This window comes from Candidatus Methylomirabilota bacterium (assembly GCA_035764725.1).
Taxonomy (GTDB): Bacteria; Methylomirabilota; Methylomirabilia; order Rokubacteriales; family CSP1-6; genus DASRWT01.
Genome location: DASTYT010000115.1, coordinates 1 through 24925 on the forward strand (window position 1 = coordinate 1; position 24925 = coordinate 24925).

The 24925-nt window shown below is 70.1% G+C and carries 18 protein-coding genes; 8 read left to right on the top strand and 10 right to left on the bottom strand.

Annotation, left to right across the window (positions count from 1 at the left end):
- From VFX14_18380 to VFX14_18390, 3 genes are all read left to right on the top strand, one after another.
- Positions 1-2197 (top strand): efflux RND transporter permease subunit (locus VFX14_18380; protein HEU5191657.1); only part of this gene is annotated, 2197 nt, incomplete at its 5' end.
- 13 nt (positions 2198-2210) lie between these two features.
- Positions 2211-5312, top strand: coding sequence for a multidrug efflux RND transporter permease subunit (locus VFX14_18385; GenBank protein ID HEU5191658.1), 3102 nt, complete (start codon positions 2211-2213; stop codon positions 5310-5312).
- Positions 5309-6703, top strand: coding sequence for an efflux RND transporter periplasmic adaptor subunit (locus VFX14_18390; GenBank protein ID HEU5191659.1), 1395 nt, complete (start codon positions 5309-5311; stop codon positions 6701-6703). Before VFX14_18385 ends, VFX14_18390 begins: the two co-directional genes overlap by 4 nt.
- A 10-nt stretch (positions 6704-6713) precedes the next feature.
- On the opposite strand, the gene VFX14_18395 is transcribed toward VFX14_18390, so the two are convergent.
- The 6 genes from VFX14_18395 to VFX14_18420 all read right to left on the bottom strand — a co-directional run bounded on the left by VFX14_18395 (position 6714) and on the right by VFX14_18420 (position 12989).
- Positions 6714-7697 (bottom strand): aldo/keto reductase, encoded by a 984-nt coding sequence (locus tag VFX14_18395; protein ID HEU5191660.1) that lies wholly within the window; start codon positions 7695-7697, stop codon positions 6714-6716.
- Positions 7698-7710: 13 nt separating this feature from the next.
- The gene (locus VFX14_18400; protein HEU5191661.1) at positions 7711-9672 is read right to left on the bottom strand and encodes a cytochrome c/FTR1 family iron permease; all 1962 of its coding nucleotides are present in this window, start codon (positions 9670-9672) and stop codon (positions 7711-7713) included.
- 13 nt (positions 9673-9685) lie between these two features.
- Complete coding sequence (locus VFX14_18405) at positions 9686-10654, bottom strand: DUF6607 family protein (GenBank protein ID HEU5191662.1); 969 nt, start codon at positions 10652-10654, stop codon at positions 9686-9688.
- Between the two features lie 71 nt (positions 10655-10725).
- Complete coding sequence (locus VFX14_18410) at positions 10726-11574, bottom strand: SDR family NAD(P)-dependent oxidoreductase (protein ID HEU5191663.1); 849 nt, start codon at positions 11572-11574, stop codon at positions 10726-10728.
- A 21-nt stretch (positions 11575-11595) separates the two neighbouring features.
- Entirely contained in the window at positions 11596-12585 is a 990-nt protein-coding gene (locus VFX14_18415; GenBank protein HEU5191664.1) for a 2-hydroxyacid dehydrogenase, read from the bottom strand.
- Complete coding sequence (locus tag VFX14_18420) at positions 12582-12989, bottom strand: PaaI family thioesterase (GenBank protein HEU5191665.1); 408 nt, start codon at positions 12987-12989, stop codon at positions 12582-12584. The genes VFX14_18415 and VFX14_18420 overlap by 4 nt, the downstream gene beginning before the upstream one ends.
- Positions 12990-13089: 100 nt before the next feature.
- Here VFX14_18420 and VFX14_18425 point away from each other — a divergent pair, with 100 nt between their 5' ends.
- A complete protein-coding gene (locus VFX14_18425; GenBank protein HEU5191666.1) occupies positions 13090-13971 on the top strand; it encodes a helix-turn-helix transcriptional regulator in 882 nt (293 codons plus the stop codon).
- A 7-nt stretch (positions 13972-13978) separates the two neighbouring features.
- On the opposite strand, the gene VFX14_18430 is transcribed toward VFX14_18425, so the two are convergent.
- Positions 13979-15097 (bottom strand): 5-methyltetrahydropteroyltriglutamate--homocysteine S-methyltransferase, encoded by a 1119-nt coding sequence (locus VFX14_18430; GenBank protein ID HEU5191667.1) that lies wholly within the window; start codon positions 15095-15097, stop codon positions 13979-13981.
- A gap of 112 nt (positions 15098-15209) precedes the next feature.
- Between VFX14_18430 and VFX14_18435 the strand changes: the two genes are divergently transcribed.
- Entirely contained in the window at positions 15210-17129 is a 1920-nt protein-coding gene (locus VFX14_18435) for a hypothetical protein (protein ID HEU5191668.1), read from the top strand.
- A gap of 4 nt (positions 17130-17133) precedes the next feature.
- Here VFX14_18435 and VFX14_18440 read toward each other — a convergent pair whose 3' ends face one another.
- On the bottom strand, positions 17134-18405 hold the full coding sequence (locus tag VFX14_18440; GenBank protein ID HEU5191669.1) for a serine hydrolase domain-containing protein: 1272 nt from the start codon (positions 18403-18405) through the stop codon (positions 17134-17136).
- A 151-nt stretch (positions 18406-18556) separates the two neighbouring features.
- Between VFX14_18440 and VFX14_18445 the strand changes: the two genes are divergently transcribed.
- Genes VFX14_18445 through VFX14_18455 form a run of 3 tightly spaced genes read left to right on the top strand, consistent with a single transcriptional unit; the run spans position 18557 to position 22223 of the window.
- The gene (locus VFX14_18445) at positions 18557-19435 is read left to right on the top strand and encodes a TauD/TfdA family dioxygenase (protein ID HEU5191670.1); all 879 of its coding nucleotides are present in this window, start codon (positions 18557-18559) and stop codon (positions 19433-19435) included.
- A gap of 9 nt (positions 19436-19444) precedes the next feature.
- On the top strand, positions 19445-21070 hold the full coding sequence (locus tag VFX14_18450) for a DHA2 family efflux MFS transporter permease subunit (protein ID HEU5191671.1): 1626 nt from the start codon (positions 19445-19447) through the stop codon (positions 21068-21070).
- Between the two features lie 34 nt (positions 21071-21104).
- The gene (locus VFX14_18455) at positions 21105-22223 is read left to right on the top strand and encodes a zinc-binding dehydrogenase (protein ID HEU5191672.1); all 1119 of its coding nucleotides are present in this window, start codon (positions 21105-21107) and stop codon (positions 22221-22223) included.
- A 23-nt stretch (positions 22224-22246) separates the two neighbouring features.
- Here VFX14_18455 and VFX14_18460 read toward each other — a convergent pair whose 3' ends face one another.
- Together VFX14_18460 and VFX14_18465 are read right to left on the bottom strand one after the other, a co-directional pair.
- The gene (locus VFX14_18460) at positions 22247-22426 is read right to left on the bottom strand and encodes a hypothetical protein (protein ID HEU5191673.1); all 180 of its coding nucleotides are present in this window, start codon (positions 22424-22426) and stop codon (positions 22247-22249) included.
- A 410-nt stretch (positions 22427-22836) separates the two neighbouring features.
- Positions 22837-24909, bottom strand: a complete 2073-nt coding sequence (locus VFX14_18465) for a molybdopterin oxidoreductase family protein (protein ID HEU5191674.1) — start codon at positions 24907-24909, stop codon at positions 22837-22839.
- Between the last annotated feature and the right edge of the window lie 16 nt (positions 24910-24925).

A 24925-nucleotide genomic window follows, 5' to 3' on the forward strand; every position in this document is an offset into this window, starting at 1 on the left:
GCTCCGAGCCTCGCTGCCCTCGTCGGTCGAGGTGACGATCCTCACCGACCGCACCACGACGATCCGCGCCTCGGTGGCCGACGTGCAATTCTCGCTCGCGCTCACCATCGCGCTCGTCGTCATGGTGATGTTCCTGTTCCTGCGGAGCGCGCGGGCGACCATCATCCCCAGCGTGGCGGTGCCGTTGTCGCTGCTCGGGACCTTCGGCGGGATGTACCTGCTCGGCTACAGCCTGGACAACCTCTCGCTGATGGCGCTGACCATCTCCACCGGCTTCGTGGTCGACGACGCCATCGTGATGATCGAGAACATCGCGCGCTACATCGAGGCCGGGGAGTCGCCGCTCCAGGCCGCGCTCAAGGGATCACACCAGATCGGCTTCACCATCGTCTCGCTGACGGTGTCGCTGATCGCGGTGCTGATCCCGCTCCTCTTCATGGGCGACATCGTGGGCCGGCTCTTCCGCGAGTTCGCCGTCACGCTCTCCGTGACGATCCTCGTGTCCGCGGTGGTGTCGCTGACCCTCACGCCGATGATGTGCGCGCAGATTCTCGGCCGCGACCACGCGCGCGCCCAGGGCCGCTTCTACCGCTGGACGGAGGCGATGTTCACCCGGAGCATCGCGTTCTACGGCCGGACGCTCACCTGGGTGCTGCGGCATCAGCCCGCCACGCTCCTCGTGACCGCGGCCACGCTGGTCCTCACGATCGTCCTCTACGTGGTGGTGCCCAAGGGCTTCTTCCCCGTCCAGGACACCGGCGTGATCCTCGGCATCTCGGAGGCGCCGGAGACGGTGTCGTTCGACCGCATGGCCGACCGCCAGCAGGCCCTCGCCGCGGTGATCCTGAAGGATCCGGACGTGGCCAGCCTCACGTCGTTCATCGGCGTGGACGGCGTCAACATGACGCCCAACAACGGCCGCATCCAGATCAACCTCAAGCCGCGCGACGAGCGCGACCTCGACGCCTCCGAGATCATCCAGCGCCTGCAGCCCAAGGTGGCGGAGGTCGACGGCATCACCCTCTACATGCAGCCGGTGCAGGACCTCACGGTCGAGAACCGCGTGAGCCGCACGCAGTACCAGTACTCGCTGGAGGATGCCGACGCCGCCGAGCTGGCGGAGTGGACGCCCAAGGTGGTGGAGCGGTTGCGCCGGCTGCCCGAGCTCCGCGACGTGGCGACGGACCAGCAGAACCGGGGGCTTCAGGCGGCGCTGGTGATCGATCGCGACACTGCGTCGCGCCTCGGCGTGGTCCCGCAGGTGATCGACGACACGCTCTACGACGCCTTCGGCCAGCGCCAGGTTTCGACGATCTTCACCCAGCTCAACCAGTACCACGTGGTCCTGGAGGTCGCCCCGCAGTACCAGCAGGACCCCGAGGCGCTGAAGAGCATCTACGTGAAGTCGAGCTCGGGCACCCAGGTGCCGCTGTCGTCCTTCGTGCATTGGGAGTCGGCGCTGACGCCGCTCGCCATCAACCACCAGGGGCAGTTCTCGGCGGTGACGCTCTCGTTCAACCTGGGGTCCGGCGCCTCCCTCGGCCATGCGGTGGCGGCCATCCGCAACGCCGAGCGCGAGATCGGCATGCCGCCCTCCATTCGCGCCACCTTCCAGGGCACCGCGCAGGCGTTCCAGAACTCGCTCGCGACCCAGCCCTTCCTCATCCTCGCCGCCCTCGTCACCGTCTACATCGTGCTGGGCGTGCTCTACGAGAGCTACATCCATCCCCTCACGATCCTGTCCACGCTGCCGTCGGCGGGCGTGGGCGCGATCCTCGCGCTGATGCTGTTCCGCACCGACCTCTCCGTGATCGCGCTGATCGGCATCATCCTCCTCATCGGCATCGTGAAAAAGAACGCGATCATGATGATCGACTTCGCGCTGGACGCCGAGCGCGAGCGCGGCAAGCCTCCGCACGAGGCGATCTACGAGGCGTGTCTCCTGCGCTTCCGGCCCATCATGATGACCACGATGGCCGCGCTCCTCGGCGGGCTGCCGCTCGCCTTCGGCACCGGCACCGGCGCCGAGCTCCGCCGCCCGCTCGGCATCACCATCGTGGGCGGCCTCCTGCTCTCCCAGGTGCTGACGCTCTACACCACGCCGGTGGTGTACCTGGCCTTCGACCGGATCACCCGACGCGGTCGGGCCGCCGCCGCGCCGCACCCGCTCCCCGCCCCCGCGGGCGACGGCTCGTGAAGGGCTCGCCGCGATGAACATCGCCGAGCCCTTCATCCGACGCCCGGTCGCCACCACGTTGCTGAGCGTGGCCGTGCTGCTGGCGGGGGCGATGGCCTATCGCGTCCTGCCGGTGGCCCCGCTGCCCCAGGTGGAGTTCCCCGTCATCCAGGTGCAGGCCAACCTTCCCGGGGCGAGCCCGGAGACCATGGCGGCCTCGGTGGCGACTCCGCTCGAGCGCTCGTTCGGCCGCATCGCGGGCATCACCGAGATGACGTCCACGAGCTTGCTCGGCAACACCACCATCGTGCTCCAGTTCGACCTCAACCGAAGCATCGACGCGGCTGCGCGCGACGTGCAGGCCGCCATCAACGCGGCGAGCAGCGACCTGCCCGCGACCCTGCCCACGAATCCGACGTACCGCAAGGTCAATCCCGCCGACGCCCCCATCATGATCCTGGCGGTGACCTCGGGCATCCTGCCCATCGGCCGCCTCTACGACGCCGCCGACTCGATCCTGGCCCAGAAGCTCTCGCAGGTGGAGGGCATCGGCCAGGTCATCGTGGGCGGCGCGGCCCGACCCGCGGTGCGCGTGCAGGTCGATCCCCTGCGTCTCACCCAGCTCGGCATCGGGCTCGACCAGGTGCGGGGCGCGCTGCGCACGGTCAACGCCAACACGCCCAAGGGGGCGGTGGCCGGCCCCGACCGGGCCTGGACCATCACCGCCAACGATCAGCTCTTCACCGCCGAGCAGTATCGCCCGGTGATCGTGGCCTACCGGAACGGCGCTCCGGTGCGCCTCTCGGACGTGGCCACGGTGTCCGAGTCGGTGGAGAACATCCGCAACGCCGGCGTCGCCAACGGCGAGCGGGCGGTGCTGCTGATCGTCTTCCGCCAGCCCGGGACCAACATCATCGCAACGGTGGACCGGGTGCTCGAGCGGATGCCGGAGCTGCGCGCTTCCATCCCGCCCGCCATGACGCTCGCCGTCGTGCTCGACCGCACCACCACCATCCGCGCGTCCTTCCGCGACATCCAGCTCACGCTGGCGCTCTCGGTGGCCCTCGTGATCCTGGTGGTGTTCGTGTTCCTCCGCAGTGTCCGCTCCACCACCATCCCCAGCATCGCGATCCCGCTGTCGCTGTTCGGCACCTTCGGCGGCATGTACCTCTTCGGCTACAGTCTCGACAACCTCTCCCTGATGGCTCTCACCATCTCCACCGGCTTCGTGGTGGACGACGCCATCGTCGTGCTCGAGAACATCACCCGCTATCTCGAGGTGGGCGAATCACCCCTCGCCGCCGCCCTCCGCGGCGCGCGCGAGATCGGCTTCACCGTGCTCTCGATGAGCACGTCGCTGGTGGCGGTGTTCATTCCCATCCTGCTCATGGGCGGCCTCGTGGGCCGGCTCTTCCGCGAGTTCGCGGTGGTCCTGACGCTCGCGATCCTGATGTCGATGGTGGTCTCGCTCACCGTCACGCCCATGGCCTGCGCCGTCCTGCTCCGCCCGAAGCGCGAGCGGCCTCCGGGCCGGCTCGCTCGGCTCGGCGAGCGCGCCTTCGACGGCACGCTGGCCTTTTACCGCGTGACGCTCGGCTGGTGCCTGCGGCATCCGCTGCTGATCCTCTTCGTGACGCTGGGCACCATCGGTGTCAACATCTACCTCTTCGTCGTCGTGCCCAAGGGCTTCTTCCCCCAGCAGGACACCGGCCGCATCAGTGGGAACATCCAGGCCGAGCAGGACATCTCCTTCCCCGCCATGCGCCAGAAGATGAACGAGTTCGTGACCACGGTGATGGCCGATCCCGCCGTGTCCAACGTGGTCGCCTTCACCGGGGGCGGCAACACCACCAACACCGGCCGCATGTTCGTGTCCCTCAAGCCGCAGCACGACCGCAACGTCACCGCCGACCAGGTCATCACGCGCCTCCGGAGCAAGCTCGCCCATGTGCCGGGGGCGACGCTCTTCCTCCAGGCGGTGCAAGACTTACGGATCGGGGGGCGGGCGAGCAACGCGCAGTTCCAGTACACCTTGCAGAGCGCGGGCGGGGAGCTGGGCGATCTCAACGCGGCGGCGCCGCGCATGCTGGCCAAGCTGCGCGCGCTGCCCCAGCTGCGCGACGTGTCCACCGACCAGCAGAACCGAGGGCTTCAGGCCAAGCTCGTCATCGACCGCGACGTCGCTTCCCGGCTCGGCATCTTACCCCAGGGCATCGACGACAGCCTCTACGACGCCTTCGGCCAGCGACAGGTCTCGACGATCTTCACCCAGCTCAACCAGTACCGCGTGGTGATGGAGGTCGATCCCGCGTTCCAGCAGAATCCCGACGCCCTCACCGGCATCTACGTAAAGACGCCGAGCGGCCCGCCCGTGCCGCTCTCCACCCTCGCGCACTTCACGCCCACGCTGACGCCGCTGCAGGTGGCCCATCAGGGCCAGTTCCCCGCGGTCACGCTGTCGTTCAACCTCGCCCCCGGCGTGGCGCTGGGCGATGCGGTGAACGCGGTCCGCGCGGCCGAGCGCGAGGTGGGGCTGCCGCCCACGATCCGCGCCAGCTTCCAGGGCACCCTCCAGGCTTTCCAGTCCTCGCTCGCCTCGCAGCCCTATCTGATCCTCGCCGCGCTCGCCGCCGTCTACATCGTGCTGGGCGTGCTCTACGAGAGCTACATCCATCCCCTCACCATCCTGTCCACGCTGCCCTCCGCGGGTGTGGGCGCCATTCTCGCGCTCATGCTGTTCGGCACCGACCTCTCCGTCATCGCGATGATCGGCATCGTCCTCCTCATCGGCATCGTGAAGAAGAACGCGATCATGATGATCGACTTCGCACTCGACGCCGAGCGCACGGGCGGCAAGAGCCCCGCCGAAGCCATCTACGAGGCGTGTCTCCTGCGCTTCCGCCCCATCATGATGACGACGATGGCGGCGCTGCTGGGCGGGCTGCCGCTGGCGTTGGGCCTCGGTACCGGCGCCGAGCTGCGCCGGCCCCTCGGCATCACGATCGTGGGCGGCCTCGTCCTCTCACAGCTCCTCACGCTCTACACGACCCCCGTGGTCTATCTCTATCTCGACCGGCTCCGCGCCTGGCATGGGCGCCGGGCCCGCCCGACGACGCAGACCCTGGAGACCGCATGATCCGGGCCTCGCGCTCCGTCCCCCTCGTCGTGCTGATCTTGGCCCTCGTCGTCATGCTGGGCGCCTGCTCGCGTGACAAGGCCGAATCCAAGGCGCCGCCCGCGACCGCCGCGGTGCCGGTGGCCGTCGCTCCCGTCGAGCAGAAGGCCATGCCCTTGCAGCTGCAAGCCATCGGCACCGTCGAGGCGTTCTCCGTGGTCTCCGTGCGCGCCCAGGTGGGCGGCGAGCTGACGAAGGTGCACTTCAACGAAGGCCAGGACGTCAAGAAGGGCGCGCTGCTCTTCACCATCGACCCGCGTTCCTTCGAGGCCGCGCTGGCCCAGGCCGAGGCCACCCTCGCCAAGGACACCGGGCTCGTGCAGCAGGCACGCGCGACGCTCCAGCGCGACCGGGCGCGGGTGCTCCAGACGCGCGCCGCCCTCGCGCGCGACCAGGCGCAGGCGCGCACCGCGGACGCCGAGGCCAAGCGCTACGCGGAGCTCTACAAGCGTGAGCTCATCTCGCTCGAGCAGTCCGAGCAGTTCCACACCACCGCGGAGGCGCTCGCCGCGACAGTGCGGGCCGATGAGGCCGACGTGAAGAGCGCGGAGGAGACGGTGCGGGCCGACGAGGCCGCCATCAAGGCCGCCGAGCAGACGGTGCGGGGCGACGAGGCCATGGTGGACAGCGCCAAGATCCAGCTCGGCTACACCAAGATCACCTCGCCCATCGACGGCCGCACCGGCAGCCTCATGCTGCACGAGGGCAACATCGTACGCGCGGGCGGGACGTCCGACTCCACTCTCGTCGTCATCAACCAGATCCAGCCCGTCTACGTCTCCTTCACCGTGCCCCAGCAGCAGCTGCCCGCCATCCGTCGCTACATGGCCGAGGGGACGCTCGAGGTGCGGGCGACCCCCGCCGGTGACGCTCAGCCCCAGCGGGGCACGGTGAGCTTCGTGGACAACGTCGTGGACGCCGCCACCGGCACGATCCGTCTCAAGGGCACCTTTACCAACGCGGAGCGGAAGCTCTGGCCCGGCCAGTTCGCCAATGTGGAGCTGGTGCTCTCCACCGAGCCCGACGCCATCGTCGTACCCGCGCAGGCGGTCCAGACCGGCCAGGGCAACAGCACGTTCGTCTTCGTGGTGAGAGACGATTCCACCGTGGAGACGCGGCGGATCACCGTGAAGCGCACCCAGGGCAACGAGACGGTGGTCGGCGACGGGCTCAAGCCCGGCGAGAAGGTGGTGACCGACGGCATGCCGCGGCTCGTGGCCGGCGCCAAGGTCGAGATCCGTGCGGCCCAGGAAGGCGGCCGGTCGGGCGGCGGGCGGCGCTCCGGCGGTGCGACGCCGGGCGGCGCGGCGCCGGACACAGGCGGCAAGGCCCCCCCGGGGGCCAGGCCGTGAGACGCGGCGCCTAGAGGTAGACGCTCTTCATCTGCGGCGCGGGATAGCGCGTGCCCGCGGCGGCGCCCGCCGGCACCGCGGCGGCGATGCGCGCCACGTCCGAGGGGCCGAGCTTCACCGCCGCCGCGCCAAGATTTTCTTCCAGGCGGTCCTTTCGCTTGGTCCCGGGTATCGGCAGCACGTCCGGCCCCTGCGCGAGCAGCCAGGCCAGCACGAGCTGCCCGGGCGTGCACCCCTTCTCCGCGGCGATGGCCTCGATGCGATGCACGAGGTCCACGTTGTGGCCGAAGTTGCCGTCCTGGAAGCGCGGGTGGTCGCGGCGGCGATCGCCCTCGGGAATGTCGGCGATCTTCTGGATCTGGCCGGTCAGGAAGCCGCGCCCCAGCGGGGAATAGGCCACGAAGCTGATGCCGAGCTCGCGGCACACGCGCAGCGTCTCCTCGGCCTCGACGCGGTAGAGCAGCGAGAACTCGCTCTGCACCGCGGCGATGGGATGCACGGCGTGCGCGCGGCGGATCGTCGCGGGCGCGGCTTCGGACAGCCCGAGCGCGCGCACCTTGCCCGCCTCCACCAGCCCCTTCATCGCGCCCACCGTGTCCTCGATGGGCACGGACGGGTCCACGCGATGCTGGTAGTAGAGGTCGATCACGTCCACGCCGAGGCGGGTCAGGCTGGCGTCGCACGCTTCGCGCACGTACTCGGGGCGGCCGTTGACGAGATTCGCCCCCGACGCGTTACGCGTCTGCCCGAACTTGGTGGCGAGCACCACGCGATCGCGCCGGCCGCGCAGCGCGCGCCCCAGCAGCGTCTCGTTGTGGCCCCACCCGTACATGTCCGAGGAGTCGACGTGCGTGATGCCGCGGTCCAGCGCGTGCTGGACGAGGGCGACGGAGGCCGCGTCGTCGGCGGCGCCGTAGACGCCGGAGAGTGACATGCAGCCGAGACCGAGGGCGGAGACGCGGAGCGGGCTTTGACCGACGGGGCGCTGTTCCATGGCGGCGAGGATACTACGCGGGCCGTTCGCGCGCCACGCGCGAGCTCCACGCGAAGCCCGCGACGAGGATCACGAGGAGCAGTGCCTGCACGGTCAGCCCCTCGACGCTCGGGTGAATGCCGAGCAGCGGGATGGCGGGAAGCTCCAGCGCGTGCTGAGGGAATGCCCCGGCTTCCTGGAGCGCGGCGATGCCGTTGCCCACGAACACCACCGCGAGGACTCCGACCACGATGGCCGACACTCCGAAGAAGAGCCCGATGGGCAGCCGGAGGCTGCCGCGCACGATGACCCAACCGAGCGCGACCAGGGCCACCGCCGCCGCCGCGAGCCCGCCGAGCAGTGCCGGCCCGCCGCTCGGCCCGGCCTGCGCGGCCAGCGCCTCGTAGAAGAGCACGGTCTCGAACACCTCGCGGTATACGGCGAGGAAGGACACGGAGGCCAGGGCGAGCATCGTGCGCCCCGACAGGGCGCCGGCAAGCCGCGCCTCGAGGAAGGCCTGCCAGCGGTGCGACTGGCTCTTGCCGTGCATCCAGAAGCCCACGTAGAGGAGCACCGCGGCGGCCACGAGCGCCGTCACGCCCTCGGTGGTCTCGCGCGTCGAGCCGCTGATCGTGAGCACGCGGGACGCCACCCACCACGTGACCCCGCCCAGCAGCAGCGCCACGACCCAGCCGCCGTGCACCCACGGGAGCGCGTCGCGCCGGCCCGCTTTGACGAGTAGCGCGATCACCGCCGCGACGACCAGCAGCGCTTCGAGCCCCTCGCGCAGCAGGATGATGAACGCCGACACGAACGTCGCGGCCGGCGTGAGCCGGTCCGTGTCGAGCCGCGCCTGCGCCCGGGTGAGCAACGCCTCCACCTTGCCCGCCTGGGTCTCCACCGCCCCGAGGGGCGCCCCCTCCTTCACGAGCCCGCGGAAGCGAAGCATCTCGCCCTCGATGGCCAGGCGGAGCGGGTGGTCCACCGCGTCCAGGCTGGGCTCGGCCAGCTCGAAGCCGTCGAGATAGGCGGACACCGCGAGGTCCTGCGCCTCGCGCGCCCGCCCGCCGCGATACGCCTCCAGGCTCTGGCGAAGCAGGCGAAGGCTGATGGCGATGGCCGCGTTGCCCTGCGGCACCAGCGCCTCCGGATCGCTGCGGAGATAGGCGAGGAACGCCGCGGCGTCGGCGCCGTGGCGCGCCGTGAGCTCGCGTGGGCTCCGCGTGGCAAGGCTCGCGAGATCGGAGAACACGTCGCGGCCCTTGCCCGCGGTCCAGAGGGCCTGGCCGCGGGCGCGCTCCGCCTCCGGCGCGGCGAGCCCGGTCACGTGGAAAGCCAGCGCCCAGCGCTCGTCCTCGGTGAGGTCGCGGAAGCCCGCCATCGCGGTGCCCTCCACGCCCAGCGTGATCGTGCTGAACACACTGTAGAGACTGCGCTGGCTCATGCGCTCGGCGTCGTAGAAGTCGCTGGGCCGGGGATCGAGGCTCTGGGCCGCGGGCCCGTCGCCGTGGCCCGTGGCGCCGTGGCAGAGGGCGCAGCGCGCGGCGAAGAGCGCCGCGCCTCGCTTGAGGTCGGGGACACGTTTCGGCGCGACGTCGACGCGGTACGCGCCGATGAGCGCCCAGCGCAACCCGCCGGCAAGGCGCGCCACGTCGGCGTCGGACCCCTTGGCCTTGACGAGGGCGACCAGCCGGTCCGCTTGGGCCTCCAGCCCCGCGCGCTCGGGCCGCGCCTCGAGGCGCCCCAGCAGCGCGCGCGCCTGTCCCACGAACTCGACCTGCTCGCGGTACTCGCCCTCGTCCAGAACCTTGCCGTCCTGCACCGCGCCCGAATAGTCCACCGCCACGTAGTCCAGGATGTGGAGGATCAACTGCGCGGGATCGGGCTCGGCGCCCGGCGGGGCCTGCGCGGTGGCTGGGCTCGCGACCAGCAGCCAGGCGACCGCGACGAGCGCGGCGCGCGGCGCGATGCGGCGGAACGAATCCCGAATGCGCACGCGTCGGCTCCCGCTACGGCGCCCGGTACGCGTCGATGACGCCCCGGATGCGCGCGCGGGCCGCCTCGCGCACCGTGGGATCCGTGAAATCCTTGCCCATGAATTCCTCCTCCACCTCGAACATCTTGACGAAGCGAGGAGGCTGGCCAGGCGGCGTCCGCTCCACGAAGGGGCCGGCGCCGTTCAGCACGCCGTCCCAGGTCGCCCGGAGCAACTCCCAGAAGGCCGCGCGATCGCGGGAGAACGCCGCGCCCACCGCACATTCCCCCTCGGGCAGCCGGACGTACCAGGTCTTGCCGAGCTCGCGCACGAGGGGGGTGCGGACGCCCTGGGCATGAAGCGTCTTCACGTTGTTCTGCCGCTCCAGAAAGCTCGAGCCGTAGGCCACGATGCGCGTGCGACGGTCCAGCGCCTGATAGTCGGAGCGGCCCATGTCGCGTGTCTCCCGTCCGGGCACGGGGGCGTAGCTGTCGCACGACCATTCCGGATAGCCGCCGGCGGTCCACGCCCCCGCGCACTGATAGCGCGGGCCGTCGTCGAGATTGGTGACCCGCCGCGTCCAGAGATGGGGCGTGGCCCGGAGATCGCGCGGCTGCCAGATCTGCGGCCCCGTGAAGTCGTAGAGGAAGGGCGCGTCGAACTCCCAATCCTCCGACTGATGGCGAAGCACGCTATCCATCCGAACAGTTCCGTCGAGGTCGGCGGCGAAGAGGATGCGCTGGAGCCAGATGCGATTCGGCGCGATCTGCTCAGCGGTGATCCATTCCTTCACCGACTTGTCCCGGTTGACGTCGTAGACGCGCGGATCCCGCGTGTAGCCGGGGCGGAGGCTCTCGACCTCGACGAAGCTGTAGTCCACGAGGAAGCACCCGGTGAGGCTCCGGATCGCGGCGAGCCCACGCTCGCGCAGGTCCTGGACGTCGGCCAGCGCCGCGGTGCCGAGCGCCAGGAGCAGGGCGAGCGAGCCGACGAGCGCACGCATGTAGTTAGTTATACCTAAGGTGGCGGCAGCGTCAACGTGAAATGTCCCCCGTCGACGCCCGCGGGCGGCCGTCAGATCTGCGAGTAGCCGCTGCCCCGGCTGTCGACGCCGCGCCCCCGGGCCTCGGCGATCCAGCCGTGCTCCTTGAGAATCTCCTGGCTGTAGGTCACCCGTCCCGTGATGCGCGCGCACGGCTCGGTGGCCAGAATGAGGGCGGCCCGGGCCATCAGGATGGGCGGCTCACCGCGCGGATCGTCCATGCTGCGCACGAGCTTGTGGTGCACGGTGCCGGGGGTGGGCACCACCTGCGACGGCGACACCGCGGTGACGGAGACGCCGTGCGGGTAGACCTCGCGTGCCAGCCCCTGGGTGAAGCGCTCGAGCGCCGCCTTCTCCGCCCCGTAGCAGGTGCCGCCGGTATAGCGCTCGGGCTCGGGATAGGGTCCGCGTCCGGGGCCGATGGCCGAGCCCGAGGAAATGTTCACGATGCTGCCGCGGCGGCGCGGGATCATGTCCTCCAGCACGAGCTTGGAGAGGACGAATGGCGCGTGGACGTTCACCGCCCACGAGCGCAGCCACTTGTTGACGGGGTAGTCCTTGACCTCGATGAAGTAGGTCAGCGCGGCGTTGTTCACCAGGACGTCGATGGGACCATAGGCGTCGCGGGCGGCCCGGACGAGGCGGGCGCACTCGTCCGGCTCGGAGATGTCGGCCGCGATCGCGGTGGCCTGGCCGCCGGCCGCCGTGATCTCGCCCACCGTGTGCTCGAGCGAGCCGGCCAATGGGTGATCTCCTTCCCGAAGCGTGCGCGCCGCGCAGACCACGCGGCCGCCCTCCGCGGCGAACAGGCGGGCGATGTCCGCGCCGATGCCGCGGCTCGCGCCGGTGACCAGGACGACCTTGCCGTCGAGCTTGCCCATGGCGCCGCACACTCTACCACGTCAGGCGACGAGGTTGACCGGCGCCTCTCCCCGGGCAATGCGCTCGATGTTGCCCGCGATCACGGCGGCGCGCGCGTCCAGCATGCCCTCGGTCCAGCCAGATACGTGCGGCGTCATCAGCACATTCGGCAGCTCGTGAAAGGGCCGGCGTGACGGCAGCGTGGCGCCCGGCGCGGCGGGATAGCGGTACCAGACGTCCAGCGCCGCGCCCGCGATCGTGCCGGCGGCCAGCGCCTCGTAGAGCGCATCCTCGTCCACGATCTCGCCCCGCGCCACGTTGATCACGACGGCGCGGCGCCTCATCCGCGCCAGCTCGCGGGCGCCGATCATCCCGCGCGTCTCCGGGGTGAGGGCCAGCGTGATCGCCAGATAGTCCACGGCGCCCAGGAGCGCGTCGAGCCCCTCCGGCCCCGCGAGCGAGACCAGGCCCTCGGTGCTCGTGCCTCTGGGCTCGCGGCGTATCGCGTGGACGGTCATGTCGAACGCCCGCGCCCGGCGTGCCACCGCCTGGCCGATGCGCCCGTAGCCGAGAATGCCCAGCGTCTTCCCGCCCAGCTCGGGCACGAACGGCGGCGGCGGGGCGTCGTGGGACCACGCGGCGTCCCAGCGGCCGCGCCGCAGATTCGCGTCGACCGAGACGAATCGGTGATTCCAGGCGAGCATGGCGCCCAGCACGTACTCCGCGATGCCCCGCTCATGACCGTAGGCATTGGCGACCACGGCGCCGGGCGGGAGCGCGCGGCGGTCGATGCGATCGACGCCGGCGCCGGGCACCTGGACCAGGCGCAGCCGGGACGCGACGGCGCCCATGGCGGGCGTGAAGGCCAGCGTCACCACCACGTCCACGTCGCCCAGGCGCGCGAGCACCTCGCGCTCGTCGCCCATGACGAGCTCGCAGGGCGTCGCCACGCGGGCCCGCACCGGCTCCACGAAGCACGCCGCGAAGCCGCCCACGAAGGCGACGCGGAGCGGCCTCGCGGATCCGGTCACATGAGCACCATCTGCGTCTGGGTGGTGAGCGAGAGCATGCGCCCCGACGCGTCCGTGATGCGCGTCTGCCACACCTGGGTGCGCTTGCCGCGGTGGAGCGGCGTCGCCTCCGCCTGGACGATGCCGTCGCGGCCCGCCGCGAAGAAATTCGTCTTGGACTCCAGTGTGGTCGTGCCCGCGCCGGGCGGAAGGTTCAGCACGGTGGCGACGGCGCCGATGGTGTCGGCGAAGGCCATCAGGGTGCCGCCGTGGAGCGGGCCCCCGACGGTACGCAGGTCATCCCGAATCGTCAGGCGCGCCACCACGCGCTCCTTGCTCGCCTCGACGAACTCGACGCCGAGCAGCTCGCCGAGCGTGCCCTTCCATCGGGCGCTCAGCTCCTTGGGATCGAAGGTCTCGCTCATCTCGCCGTCCTCCTGGAAGGCATGCTCCGCTGCCCGGGTCACCGTCTCAATTACCTGGGAGGTAATGTCTCACGTTCCGCCCGCGGTGTAGACTCCGCCCATGCCACCGATCCGCGCCGGCCACACGCCCCGCGCCCGCGCGCATCGCCGCGCCCCCCGGCCTCGCGCGGCGCGGCTGAGCCCCTTCGGCACGCTGCTTCGCCAGTGGCGGGAGCGCCGGCGGCTCAGCCAGCTCGGGCTCGCCATGGAGGCTGAGGTCTCGACGCGGCATCTCTCCTTCGTGGAGACCGGCCGCGCCCAGCCCAGCCGCGAGATGGTCCTGCTGCTCGCCCGCGCCCTCGACGTGCCGGCCCGGGCGCGCAACGAGCTGCTCACCGCGGCGGGCTTCGCCCCCATCTACCGCGAACGGGGGCTCGAGGCACCCGAGCTGGCCGACGTGCGCCGCGCCCTCGAGTTCATGCTGCGTCAGCAGGAGCCCTTCCCCGCGCTGGTCCTCGACGGCGGCTGGAACATCGTGCTCAGCAATGGCGGTGCCCAGCGGTTGCTGAGCCTCTACCTGGCCCCCGCGGAGATCGCCGCCCTCGGCCCGCCGAACGCGATGCGGCTCTTCTATCACCCGCGCGGGATGCGTCCCTACATCGTGAACTGGGAGCCCACCGCGGCCGCGCTCATCCAGTGGCTGCACCGCGACGTCATGCGGGGCGTGGGCGAGCCCGAGACGGGCCGGCTGCTGGAGGAGCTCCTCTCCTACCCCGATGTGCCGCGCCAGTGGCGCGTGCTCGATCTGGACGCGGCGCGGGCGCCCTTCCTCGCGGTGGAGCTGGTCAAGGGCGACGTGCGGCTCTCGTTCTTCTCGCTGCTCGCCGGGCTGGGCGTGCCATACGACATCACGCTCCACGAGCTGCGGGTGGAGTGCTTCTTCCCCGCGGATCAGGCGAGCGAGACGCGGCTACGCCGGCTCGCCGCGGACAAGGGCGCGTAGCGCCGCACTAGAGCGCGCCCCAGACTTCTCCTGCGGTTTCAACGCACAGCGCCAGTTTCGCGCGCTGCTGCTCCACGCCGATGTCGTTGCCCTCGACGGTGGACGAGAACCCGCACTGCGGGCTCAGGCCGAGCTGGTCCAGGGGCAGGTACTTCGCGGCCTCGTCGAGGCGGCGCTTGAGGTCGTCCTTGCGCTCGAGCGTGCCCGTCTTGCTCGTCACCAGGCCCAGCACCACGCGCGCCGTCTTCGGCACGTGGCGCAGCGGCGAGAAATCGCCCGAGCGGGCGTCGTCGAACTCGAGGAAGAAGCCGTCGTAGGGCATCTGGGTGAACACGGTCTCGGCCACGCGCTCGTAGCCCCCCTGGGCGCGCCACGACGAGCGGAAGTTGCCGCGGCAGAGATGCGTGCACACCGCGAGGTCGCGCGGCTTGTCGCGAAGGACTTCTCGTACCATTCGGACCGAAAGCGCCAATTGGCGGTCGGGATCGTCGCCCCGGGCCTTGCCCTCCGCCCGCATGGTCTCGTCGCAGAGATAGGCAAGGCTCACGTCGTCGAGCTGGAGATACCGGCAGCCGGCGGCATAGAGGTCGGCGATCTCGGCGCGATACGCGGCGGCGGTGTCGTCGGCGAAGCGGTCGAGGTCCGGATATACGTGGCGGTCGATGTTGGGCTGCCCCACCTGGGTGAGCAGCATCGAGGGCGAGGGCAGCGTGAGCTTCGCGGTGCGATGCACGAGGCTGCGGAGGAACGTGAAGCCGTCGACGAAGATCGGACGGGAGCGCGTCACGCGTGACGTCACGGCCAGGTCCGGGCGCGTGAAGAACAGCTCCCCCGACTTGCCATGGAAGGTGACGGGCAGCGCCTTGCCCTCGCTCGCGAGCCCGGAGAACTGCATGAGGAAGTCCATGTGCCAGGACTTCCGGCGCATCTCACCGTCCGTGATGCCCTGAAGACCCACGCCTTCCTGGAACGCCACCGCGTCGCGGATGGCCGCGTTCTCCGCCGCGGTCACGGCCTCGGCGGTGGCGCGCCCGGCCTCCTTCTCCGCGCGCAGGGCCTTGAGCGAGGCGGGGCGCAGCAGGCTCCCGACATGGTCGGCCCGGAACGGCGGGCGGGCGTCCGGCATGTCGCGGATGGTAGCACCCTTTTCCCTCGCCCCTCGGCCGAGTATGATCGGTGCGGCGCATGCTTCAGCACCAAGCCCTGGCCCACGACACGGCTTCGGTCGCCGGACGGCCATGATCGGGCTGTTCGCGACGCGCCCCCTCTCCGCCCTCGAGCGCGCGGCCGTCGGCCGCGCCGCCGCCGGGCTCGACTTCACCGGCGAGTGCCGGCGGGACGTCTGGGAGGACGAGCACCTGATCGTCGTGCGCGTCCATCACGCGCACACGCCTCCGCTTCCCGCTCTCGTCGACGCCGCGGAGGCGCGAATGATCTTCGACGGGCGGCCGCGCTTCCCCGACGGCGCGGCCCCGGGCGCGGCGGAGCGGTGGGCGGCGATGCGCGAGCGGGAGGGTCTCGCGGCGCTGCCGCGTCTCGACGGCGCTTTCGCCGCCGTCGTGCGCGAGCCGCGCCGGCGCATGATCACGCTCGTCTCGGACCGCTTCAACTCGCGCCCGCTCTTCTACCGCGAAGGGGCGGAGCTGTTCGCGTTCGCGAGCCAGGCGGGCTTGCTCCTGCGCCTGCCGCGAGCCCGCCGCCGGCTCGATCCCGTCGCGGTCATGCAATTTCTCGCGTTCCAGTCGATGGTAGACGAGCGCACGTTCCTCGACGATGTCCGGGCGCTTCCTCCCGCGTCGTCGCTCGAGTATCCCGGCGGACCGCGACCGCCTCGACGCTACTGGTCCTGGCGTCCTCCGGCCGACGACGGGCAATCGGTCGACGCCCATGCCGAGCGCCTGATCGGGCCGCTACAGGAGGCCACCGCCCGCATGGTGGACGACGGGCGCGGGCTCGCCCTCCTCCTGAGCGGCGGACTGGACGCGCGCGCGGTAGTCGCCTGCTCGCCCCGGCCCCTCCCCGCCGTCACGCTCGCGGACTTCGACAACCGCGAAGTCGAGCTCGCCCGCTCGATCGCCGCTTCGCGGGGATTTCCCTTCACCTTCGTCCGGCGGCATCCGGAGCATCACGTGGGCCTCCTGGATCTGGCCGTCGCCCTCGGCGACGGCGCGCACCGGTACGACAACGCGCAGTTCGCCCATCTCCGTTCGGTGCTGCCGTCCGAGATCACCGCGCTCGCCACCGGCTACTCTTTCGACCGTTTTTTGAAGGGCAACTCGCTCCCGAAGCGCCGGAAGCGTCTGCGGGGGTGGCCCCTGCACTGCCACGACCTCCTGCCGCTGCCCGATCTCGCCTCGCGCGCCCTCGCGGAGACCACGCTGGTGGAGCATCCGCACTCGCTCTTCGGCCACGCCCCCATCCGCGATATCCTGCGCGAGCCATATCGCGGCGCGATCGAAGGGGTGCTCCGGGACACCCTCGAGGCGATCCTGCGGCAGCACTGGGACGATTGCCCCGACGTGATCACGCGCTTCGAGGCGGTGTCGTTTCACATGATGCTGGGCCGCTTCCCCGCCTACCTCAACGTCCTCAGCATCCGCCACTTCTTCGAGGACCGGATCCTCACCACCCACAACGCGCTGCTCGATGCGATCGTCGCCACGCCGCCGCGGCTGCGGCTCGACGGCCTCGCCTATCGGCGCGCCATGCGGCGCCTCGCCCCGGACATCTGGCGCATCCCGGACGGCAACACCGGCATGCCGCCGAGCGCGCACCCGCTGCGCCTCTACGCGCGCGAGCGGGCCCAGCTGCTGCGGCAGCGCTACGGCCTGGGCGGCCGCGCGCGGCCGCTGCCCCATCCGACGTTCACCGAGCGATCATGGCCGAACATGGCGGAGATGCTGCGGCACCGTCCCGCGCTCGCGGAGCGGGTGGCGAAGACGATCGCCGATTTCGACGCGCTGCCCCCGGAGATCTTCGACGCCGCCGCCATCACCCGGCTCCTCGAGGCGCACCTCGCCGGGCGCGCCAACCACGTGTGGCTCCTGCTGCTGCTCGTCACCTTCGGCACCTGGCATCGGCGCCATCTGGTGGAGGAGCCGGGCGAGTCGGAGGAGCGGCGGCCGCTCGGGCCGCCGCCGCTCGAGGTGGTCCGCTAGACGCCTACCGCGTGGCGGCCTTGTCGACCGCGCCGTACACCATGTCCCTGATCAGGTTGCGGGCGGCCACCCGCTGCTTGGGCGACTGCATCATGTACACGACGATGAGGTCTTCCTTGGGGTCGATCCAGAAGTACGTCCCGGCCGCACCGCCCCAGTAGTAGTCGCCCACGCTTCCGGGCAGAGATGCCATGCCCGCGTCCCTGCGGACGGCGAAGCCGAGACCAAAGCCATAGCCGGGCCCGGGCCCCGACGCCACACTCGGGCCGAGATGATCGGCCGTCATGTACGCGACCGTCTTCGGGCTCACCAGACGCTTGCCGTTGAGGCTCCCCCCGTTCAGCAGCATCTGCGCGAAGCGCGCGTAGTCGATGGTGGTGCTGACGAGCCCGCCGCCGCCGGACTCCCACTTCTGGACGACCCGCGGATCGTTCAGCTCGGCATTGATTCCGATGCTGCGATCGTTGGCGAAGGGCTCCGCGACGCGCGCGTGCTTCGCCGGGTCGGCCACGTAGAAGGCGGTGTCGCGCATCCCGAGGGGACCGAAGATGCGGGCGCTGAAGAACTCGCCCAGCGTCCGCCTCGACACCACCTCGATCACGCGCCCCAGCACGTCGATGGAATGGCTGTACTCCCACGTGGTGCCCGGCTGATGCATCAGGGGCAGCTTGGCGAGCCGGTCCACATGCTCGGCATTGCTCGGATAGTCCTCCCAGACCTTGGCATCCAGGTATGCCTTCTTCACCAGCCCGGTCCCGAAGATCCCGTACGTGAGCCCCGAGGTGTGGCGCAAGAGGTCCTGGATGGTCATCTCGCGGCGGGCGGGCTCGAGCTCCAGCGTCGGGCCGCCGGCGCCGGGCTTCTCCACCCCGACCTTGAGGCCACCGAGCTGGGGAAGGTACTTGGACACGGGATCGCCGAGCGCGATCTTACCGTCCTCGACCAGCATCATCACCGCGAGCGAGGTGACCGGCTTCGACATGGAGTAGATGCGGAAGATGGCGTCCTTGGTCATGGGCGCGCGGGTCGCCGGATCGAGCGCGCCCATGGCCTCGAACCACGCGATCTTGCCGTGTCGCGCCACCAGCAGCGTCGCGCCGGGGAAGACGCCCTTGTCGATGTCGGCCTTCAGCATGCCGCTGAGCTGCCCCAGCCGCTCGCCGGAGAGCCCGACCAGCTCGGGTTTGACCGGTGGCAGGACCTGCGCCTGTGCGAGTCCCGCGAGGAGGGTCCCGTACAGCAGGAGCGCCACGAGCATCGCGATTCGCTTCCGCATAGATGACCTCCCTGGTCGGTGCGTCAGTCGGATGGGCGCGAGTATCGGCCTGCCGTTCCGCCCGGTCAAGACAGGGCGGCCTTGGTTGACAGGCCGCGGGGGGCCGCCTTAGTCTGGCCCCAAGTCCACCATCGACGGGAGGGCGCGCCGCATGGGCCTGACGTTCACGAAGCTGAACCCGATCTTCGTCGCCGAGGTGAGCCCGGTGGACCTCCGCGCCGCCGACGAGGACACCCTCGCCGAGATCCGCGGCGGCATGGACACCTACGCGGTGCTGGTGTTCCGCAATCAGCCCTTCACGGACGCCCAGCAGCTCGACTTCGCCCAGCGGCTGGACGGCATGCTCCACACCAAGCTCGGCATCAGCGCGCTCCAGAAGAACCGCTTTGGCAACGAGGCGCTCGGCGACATCTCGAACCTCGACGAGAACGGCGAGATCCTTAAATCGGATAACCGCCGCCGTATGTATAGCCTGGGCAATCGCCTGTGGCACACCGACGCGTCCTTCCAGGACCCGCCCGGCCGCTATTCCATGCTCTCGGCCAAGGTCGTCCCGTCCGTGCCCGCCGACACCGAGTACGCCGACATGCGCGCGGCCTACGATGCTCTGCCCGCCGAGCTCAAGGCCACGTGCGAAGGCCTGCGCGTGCATCACTCCATCGCCTACTCGCGCCAGACGCTGGGGTTCGAGTTCTCCGAGACGGAGCAGGACGTCCTCAAGGGCGCGGTGCATCCCCTCATCCGTACCCTCCCGCGCTCGGGCCGCCGCTCGCTCTACGTGGCCTCGCACGCCTCGCGCATCATCGACTGGCCCGTGCCGGAGGGGCGGCTGCTCCTCCGCGATCTCATCGAGCACGCCACCCAGCGCCAGTTCGTCTACCGCCACTCGTGGCGTGTGGGCGACCTCGTCATCTGGGACAACCGCGCCACCATGCACCGCGGGATGCCCTACGACGACAGCCGGCACCGCCGTGAGTTGCGCCGCGTGACCACGCTGGACATTCCCGAGCCCGCGTTCGCCGCTCGGTAGCGCGCCCGCGTGACCGAGCCCGAACACCCCGAACACCCAGCTAGCTCGCTGTCGTCGACGCGCAAGTGGTCGATCACCATCTCGGTGATGCTGATCACGGTCACCCAGATGCTCGACACGAGCATCACCAACGTCGCGCTCCCGCACATGCAGGGCTCGCTCTCCACCAGCGTGGAGGAGACCTCCTGGGTCATCACCTCCTATCTGGCCGCCAACGCCATCATCATCCCCGCCACCGCGTGGCTCACCGGCTACTTCGGGCGCCGCCGCCTCTTCCTCATCTGCGCCTCGGTGTTCACCGCGTCGTCATTCCTCTCGGGCCTCGCGCCCAATCTCGAGTTCCTGGTGGCGATGCGCATCCTCCAGGGGCTGGGCGGCGGGCCGGTGGTGCCGATGGCGCAGGCCACCATGTGGGAGATCTTCCCCCTCAGGCAGCGGGGTCTCGCCATGGCCGTGTGGGGCATCGGCATCATGATGGCGCCCATCCTCGGCCCCACCCTGGGGGGCTGGATCTGCGACAACTGGTCGTGGCGCTGGATCTTCTACGTGAACCTCCCCATCGGCGTGGTGGGCTTCCTGATGGCGAGCGTCTTCCTCTTCGACTCGCCGTACGTGAAGAAGCCGACCTCGGTGGACTGGGTGGGCGCGGTGCTCATGGTGGTGGGCTTCGGGTCGCTGCAGCTCATGCTCGACCGCGGCGAGCGCTCCGACTGGTTCGAATCGGGCGGCATCACCACGCTGCTACTCCTCGCCGTCTTCGCCATCCTCGCCTTCCTCTACCGCGAGCTGACGGCGGACGAGCCCATCTTGAACCTCACCGTGTTCAACGACCGAAATTTTGCCGTGGGCTCCGTCGTCATGGCCGCCGTCGGCTTCTGCTTCTTCTCGAGCACGGTGCTGCTCGCCCTCTACACCCAGAAGGTCATGGGCTACGACGCGTGGACGTCGGGGACGGTACTCGCCCCGGGCGGGATCGGCAACATGCTGGCGCTGCTCATCTCCGGCCGGCTCGTGCAGCGCATGGACCAGCGCCTGATCCTCGGCATCGGCTGCGCGCTCAACCTGATCTCGTTCCTCCTCATGACCCAGGTCACGATGGGTATGGACTACTGGGCGCTCGCCTTCCCGCGCTTCGTCCAGGGCCTCGGCCAGGGCTTCACGTTCGTGCCGCTCCAGACTCTGGCGCTGGCCACCGTGCCGATGGCGCGCCTCTCCAACGCCACCGCCGCCTACTCGGTGGTGCGGAACTTCGGCGGCAGCATGGGCATCGCGCTCGCCACCACCCTCCTGGCGCGACGCAGCCAGTACCACCAGTCGACGCTGGGCGCCCACGTCACCGCGTTCGATCCCGAGACGGCCGCGCGCCTCCAGCAGTGGACGCGGCATTTCATCGCCCAGGGCATGGACGGCTTTACCGCCAAGCGTCAAGCCGTGGCCATGCTCTACCGCGACACCACCGACCAGGCCCAGGTGCTCGCCTACGGCGACGCCTACGTGATCCTGCTCATCCTCTTCGGCGGCATCATCCTGCTGCTGCCGTTCATGCGCCGTGTGCGCGTCGACCAGACGGGACCGAAGTCCGCCTCGTCCCCGGCCGCCGCGCCCCACCACGCCATTCCCGAGCCCGCGGACTGACCATTCCCTGCGATCCAGACCCAAGGAGACCACCGTGCCCAAGGGACTCACCGCCGTCCTGCTGCAGCCGGGGAAGCCGCTGGCCCTCGAGATGCTGCCCACGCCCGAGGTCGAGCCGGGCGGGCTGCTGGTCAAGAACACCGCCGCCGCCATCTGCGGCTCGGATCTCCACTACTGGCGCAACGACGGGAACTACTCCGGTCCCGACATCCGCCGCGTTCCCGGGCACGAGTTCACCGGCGTGGTGGCGGCGCTGGGCAAGGGCGTGCAGACGGACTCGCTGCGCCGGCCGCTCAAGGAAGGCGACCGCATCGCCTTTCCCTTCTTCAACCCCTGCAACCGCTGCTACTGGTGCATCCGTGGTGAGCATCACGCCTGCCCCCACCGCCAGCGCAAGAGCAATCAGTTCACGCTGAACGAGTATCCCTACTGCGACGGCGGCTACGCCGAGTACTACTATCTCCCGCCCGGGCACTATGCGTTCAAGGTGCCGGACGAGCTGCCGGACGACGCCATCCCGCCGGTGAACTGCGCCCTCTGCCAGGTGCTCTATGGCCTCGAGTCGGCCGAGATGAAGTTCGGCGACGTCGTGGTGATCCAGGGCGCGGGCGGCCTCGGCATCTACGCGGCGGCCGTTGCCGCAGAGAAGGGCGGAGCGCGCGTCATCTCCATCGACGGGCAGACCCCGCGGCTGGCTCTCGCCCGGCAGTGCGGCGCCACCGACGTCATCGACATGAACGAGTACCCGACTCCCGAGAAGCGCATCGCCCGCGTGAAGGAGCTGACGGACGGCCGCGGCGCCGACGTGGTCGTGGAGGTGGTGGGCATCGCCGCGGCCACCGTGGAAGGTCTCAACATGGTGCGCCTGAACGGAAAATACGTGGACATCGGCAACATCGTGCCCCAGACGGTGACCTTGCCCGCCACGCTCGTCATCACCAACCAGATCAAGTGGCTGGGCGTCACCCACTACGACCCGTGGATCATCCCGGCCGCGCTCGACTTCCTCGTGCGCACGAAAGCGAAGTACCCCCTCTCGTCGCTCGTCTCCCACAGCTTTCCGCTCAAGGACATCAACAAGGCCTTCGAGATGGCGGAGTGGCAGGGGAAGAACACCGGCACCGCCGCGACGCGGGTGATCCTGAAGCCGTAGCCCTCCGCGCCGCGTTAGCCCTTTTACTTCGCAAACAGGCCTTCGCCGAAGCGGACGTCGACCACAATCGGCACGCTCACTTCGTTCCGGGTCCGGAGGACGGTGAGGTGGCGGGCGTGCGATGACCATTGGGTGTCGGCGACGGAATCGCGCCACCCCGAAACGGACACGTCGCGCACCGTGGCGGTCTTCGCGATCTCCACGAGGAGCGCGGTTCTCATCGGCCAAGATCTCGGGTCTTCGAGTCCGATCACGGCGTAGCGGCCGTCGGGACTGGTCTTCGCCCACTTCGTCTCCGCCGGAAATGCCGCCGCCCGGGTCCGAGCTGTCTCCCGTGCTCGGTCTTCGCGGGCTCTCATCTCCCTGTAGAATTGCAGGAGCGCGGGTGACCCCTCAGCAGCGGCCAGGGTCGAAAGCGCTCTCGCGGTCATCTGGACAGGCGAGACCTCGTAGGTCGTGAGCCGTGGCGTGGTGAGCTCGCGATCTATGATCGAGATCCGGAAGTTGCACTCCGGCTGCGACCGAGGAGACTGCGACTGAGCGCTCGCATCACCGGCGATGACGAGGGTGAGGGTCGCGAGAGGCGGCCCAGAGGCGCCGCGTGGGGCTCGACCTACGCCCGGCGCACCGACACCGACGTGTCGTGGAACACCGCCCCGCCCTTCGGCCAGCCGGGGTCCGCGCTGGTGAGAGCGTTGATCCCGATGCCGCGGTCGAAGCGGGCGTTGGGCCAGATTCCCTCGACCACCACCACGCCGCGCTGCTGACCGCCCTTTGCCCTGGCGTGGACGAGCACCTCGCCGCGCTCGTTGGCGAGGGCGACGAGGTCGCCGTCGGCCACACCCAGCGCCGCGCAGTCGTCGGGATGGAGCAGCGCAGTGGGGCGGCGCTCGCGCGCGATCGAGGACGGCGTCTCCGAGAAGGTGGAGTTGAGGAACCCGCGCGCGGGCGCGGCCACCAGGCGGAAGGGCCGCTCGGTGGTGGCGCGGTCGATCACGTCGAAGTGATCGGGCAGGACGGGCATCTCCTGCCATCGGCCGCCGAAGCGCTTCCAATCGCCCTTGAAGTGAAAGCGCCGGTCGGCAGTGGGGAAGCCGTCCAGGAAGTGCGCGGTCTGGAAGGGGAGCGCGCAGTCCTGGCCGCCGCGCTGCCAGTTGGTCTCGGCGTCCCACATGCCGGACTTCCGGAGCGTGGCATCCATGATCCCCCACGCCGTCATCGTGAAGCCCGGGTGCTTGGCGCCGAGCCGGCGGGCCAGCTCCGCGATCACGTAGTGGTTCTCACGGCACTCGCCGGGCGCTTCGATCACCTTCTTCGCCACCTGGAAGTAGGTGTGGCCGCTCGCGGTGTAGAAGTCGTCGTGCTCGAGGAACATCGTGGCGGGCAGCACGATGTCAGCGAAGGCGGCGGTCTCGGTCAGGAACTGCTCGTGCACGCAGAGGAAGAGATCTTCGCGGGCCAGGCCTTTGTGGACGAGATGCGTCTCCGGGCACACCATCGCGGGGTTGGTGTTCTGCACGAGCATGGCCGTCACGGGCGGGCCGCCCAGCAGCGCCTCCTGGTCGCCCGTGAGGATCGGACCCAGGCGCGACTGGTCGAGGGCGCGGATGGACTTGTTCTCGAGGTCGAGCCCCTCGATGAGCGAGCGGTCGAGGCGGTAGAGGCCGGTCTGGCCGTACACGGCACCGCCGCCCTCGTATTGCCAGGCGCCGGTGACCGCAGGCAGGCAGGACACCGCGTGGAGATTGGCGGCACCGTTCCGGGAGCGGCTGAACCCGTGGTGGAGCCGGATGAAGGAGCGCTTCGTCCGACCGTACAGGCGCGCGAAGCCGACGATCTCCTCCACGCCGAGCCCGGTGATCGCGCTGGCCCACTCCGGGGTGCGCGTGCGCACGTGGGCGGCCAGCTCATCGGGGCAATCAGTATAGGCGCGGAGGTAGGTCCAGTCCGCGTACCCTTCCGCGAACAGCACATGCATGACCGCGCAGGCGAGGGCGCCGTCGGTGCCCGGCTTCACCGCGAGGTGGATGTCGGCCTTCTCGGCGGTGCCGGTGCGATAAGGATCGACGACCACGAGGGGGGCGCCGCGCCGCCGCGCGCGCATCGCGTGCTGCATGACATTGACCTGCGTGTTGACGGGGTTGCCGCCCCAGATGATCACGAGATCGGTGTGCTCGTCGACCTCCCGGAAGTCCGCGCCGCGCTTGTCCCCGACGCCGGCGGCCCAGCCCGCGTCCGACAGCGCCACGCAAATCGTGGAGTACCAGCGCGAGTAGCCCATGGCGTGCCGCAGGCGGTTGATGCCGTCGCGCTGCACCAGGCCCATCGTGCCCGCGTAGTAATAGGGCCACACCGTCTCCGGCCCGTAGGTCTTGGCCTGGCGGATGAAGGCCTCCGCGACCGCGTCCAGGGCCTCGGCCCAGTCGATCCGCTCGAAGCGACGTGTACCCTTCGGCCCCACGCGGCGCAGCGGATAGAGCAGCCGGTCCGGGTGATGCACACGCTCGGCGTAGCGCCCCACCTTCTCGCAGATGACGCCGTCGGTGTAGGTGTTCCGATGCGAGCCCCGCACGTGCCCGATGGTGCGCTCGTCGATCTTCTCGACCTCGAGCGCGCAGGTACTGGTGCAGTCGTGCGGGCAGACGGAGGGCACGATCTCGAGCCGGGGCGAGCGTGCGATGGCCATGCGGCTATTCTAGCGT

Bases quoted from the DNA above. Each gene is read 5' to 3' on its own strand.
- VFX14_18385 (HEU5191658.1), top strand. From the start codon at position 2,211: ATGAACATCGCCGAGCCCTTCATCCGACGCCCGGTCGCCACCACGTTG.
- VFX14_18390 (HEU5191659.1), top strand. From the start codon at position 5,309: ATGATCCGGGCCTCGCGCTCCGTCCCCCTCGTCGTGCTGATCTTGGCC.
- VFX14_18395 (HEU5191660.1), bottom strand. From the start codon at position 7,697: ATGGAACAGCGCCCCGTCGGTCAAAGCCCGCTCCGCGTCTCCGCCCTC.
- VFX14_18405 (HEU5191662.1), bottom strand. From the start codon at position 10,654: ATGCGTGCGCTCGTCGGCTCGCTCGCCCTGCTCCTGGCGCTCGGCACC.
- VFX14_18410 (HEU5191663.1), bottom strand. From the start codon at position 11,574: ATGGGCAAGCTCGACGGCAAGGTCGTCCTGGTCACCGGCGCGAGCCGC.
- VFX14_18420 (HEU5191665.1), bottom strand. From the start codon at position 12,989: ATGAGCGAGACCTTCGATCCCAAGGAGCTGAGCGCCCGATGGAAGGGC.
- VFX14_18425 (HEU5191666.1), top strand. From the start codon at position 13,090: ATGCCACCGATCCGCGCCGGCCACACGCCCCGCGCCCGCGCGCATCGC.
- VFX14_18430 (HEU5191667.1), bottom strand. From the start codon at position 15,097: ATGCCGGACGCCCGCCCGCCGTTCCGGGCCGACCATGTCGGGAGCCTG.
- VFX14_18435 (HEU5191668.1), top strand. From the start codon at position 15,210: ATGATCGGGCTGTTCGCGACGCGCCCCCTCTCCGCCCTCGAGCGCGCG.
- VFX14_18440 (HEU5191669.1), bottom strand. From the start codon at position 18,405: ATGCGGAAGCGAATCGCGATGCTCGTGGCGCTCCTGCTGTACGGGACC.
- VFX14_18445 (HEU5191670.1), top strand. From the start codon at position 18,557: ATGGGCCTGACGTTCACGAAGCTGAACCCGATCTTCGTCGCCGAGGTG.
- VFX14_18465 (HEU5191674.1), bottom strand. From the start codon at position 24,909: ATGGCCATCGCACGCTCGCCCCGGCTCGAGATCGTGCCCTCCGTCTGC.